This window comes from Salinivibrio sp. EAGSL, from assembly GCF_013366455.1.
GTDB lineage: Bacteria > Pseudomonadota > Gammaproteobacteria > Enterobacterales > Vibrionaceae > Salinivibrio > Salinivibrio costicola.
On record NZ_JABWMG010000043.1, the window covers coordinates 1 to 1,903 of the forward strand.

The window sequence follows — 1,903 nt, forward strand, 5'->3', positions numbered from 1 at the left end:
TCAACCGGCCAAGATAATTGTCGCTAGACCGGCCACCGTAATTGTCGCTCAATACCACATCGTTAACGTAACGTATTGAAGTGATGTCTTACCTGCTCACTTCTTGGCTGCGCTCGCGCTGAAAAAAGTGCCAGACGCAGCGCCTACCTATGCGCATTCGAGCTATTTACTTAATAAAGCAACGGGCTTGTTCAACACCCAAATAAAGTGTCGGCTGCGCGACACTTATTCTTATTTGTTATATTCGTACTCAATACATTGAATTACTGTACAAAAACGACGCTCCTATGGTAAGCCAAATACTCCTTTTTACGCTCTGATAAGCCACTAATTTTGACTTTAAGGTCGACTCTCCACTGCTCTAATTGCGCTTCAATTTCAGCACTTGAGATCATTAGTTCTCCAGTATCGGAGACAGAGATGTAACCTTTATCAAAGAGAGCATCAATATGAGGAGCTAGTAAGAATCCATTTTCTGGGTCTAATCTCTCTTCGTTGGTCGACACTCTCCACGGTTTGATGTGGCTAGCGATTAGAAATCGCGGATCAGTCGTGCCAGTAATAGGACAACTTGAAGAGATTTTGAATAGGTTTTGTCTATATCGCCCCTGACCTAAACGTGAAGAAGCTAAGGCAATTCTTTCTGTTGGTTCAGTTACTGAAGCCTGAGCTTCAGCATCTAGGCTTAACTCATGTGCTTTTAGTAGCTGGACAGTACATAGACCATCTTCGTGGGATACAACAAACTCGCCACGTAACTCAAGACTATTGAGGTGGGATGCAAGAGCCTTAATTCTTGACGGAAAGCGAGTGATATCTGAACCTGAAAACTCGCATAGAAACCAGTTATCTTCGATTACAATAACACTTTCTTTTAATGCATAACCACGATCATTAAACTTCACTTTGAGAAGATCACCATCTAGAAGAGCACCTAAATCTATCTGTGACTCTAAAGCATCATAAAACTTTGACTTACGTTTGTTGTCGTTGATTTTTCTCATATTTTTGCCAAGTTTCCCTCAAAGAATATAACGCCCGCCTAACACGCAATGTGTTGGCATGGCTTTTTGCGTTGTTTGCCAAAACCATGACAACTTTTCATTGTCGGAGTTTAGGTGCTTGTTATGTGCCAACATACTCACCAACAGTACAATTTGTAGGGCGTGTATCATTCCACGATTTGATTAACAACTCTTTGGCTTCTGAATGCCAAAACTTAATTACCTTATAATCTTTTCCACTAATTTCACCCTCTAGCTTTTCACAGTTTTCAATGTCAAAACTTGCGTCAATATTTGGCGACTTTACATGGAAATGTGGAGGTGGGTGCTCATTAGAGTAAACTTCTATTTTTAACGATTTTATCTTTGCAACGAGCTGCTTTGTTTCTATTAAGCACAGCTCGCCGTCGTATTCTTCGACATAACATGGACCGTGTAACAGAGCGTCAAGCCACTCAGCAAATTCATTGATATCTTCAAGTTCATCCGGAGAGACTTTGTGAAAACGGTCATATTGCCTAGCAATATCCTTTGGAATACTCACGGAACCTCCTTGACACATAACGCTTTACTCACCGGAAAATGACGAGTGCCAGCGAGTCATTTTTCTGATGTAGTAACTTGTTAAGTTTTGGCATCCCAGACTTCAAATTTATTGTCATGTATGACAATCGCTTGTGTGTTGCTAATGGGGCAAAGATCTATTTCGTCCTTATAACTAGAAATGATTTTCTCGACTGACTCTTTGAATGGGAAGTTTGTATGGTGAGGAACCGGATAAAAATCAATCATTCCTAATGATGAAAACGTGCCAATGTTCGGCGCGGCAGTGAAATCATCCATTTCTTTTACATACTCAATATTGCGTGAAAGCACAATGGAACCAGCAGACTCACCAA

Annotated in this window: 3 protein-coding genes; all 3 read right to left on the bottom strand. The window is 40.9% G+C overall.

Going from position 1 to position 1,903, the window contains the following annotated elements; genetic code table 11:
* Positions 1-263: 263 nt before the first annotated feature.
* Positions 264-1,004: an HNH endonuclease gene (locus HLG76_RS14585; RefSeq protein WP_175993933.1), complete on the bottom strand. Its 741-nt coding sequence runs from the start codon at positions 1,002-1,004 to the stop codon at positions 264-266.
* Between the two features lie 121 nt (positions 1,005-1,125).
* Entirely contained in the window at positions 1,126-1,548 is a 423-nt protein-coding gene (locus HLG76_RS14590; protein ID WP_175993934.1) for a DUF4160 domain-containing protein, read from the bottom strand.
* A gap of 80 nt (positions 1,549-1,628) precedes the next feature.
* The coding region (locus tag HLG76_RS14595) for a Type 1 glutamine amidotransferase-like domain-containing protein (protein ID WP_175993935.1) at positions 1,629-1,903 on the bottom strand (275 nt) is incomplete at its 5' end.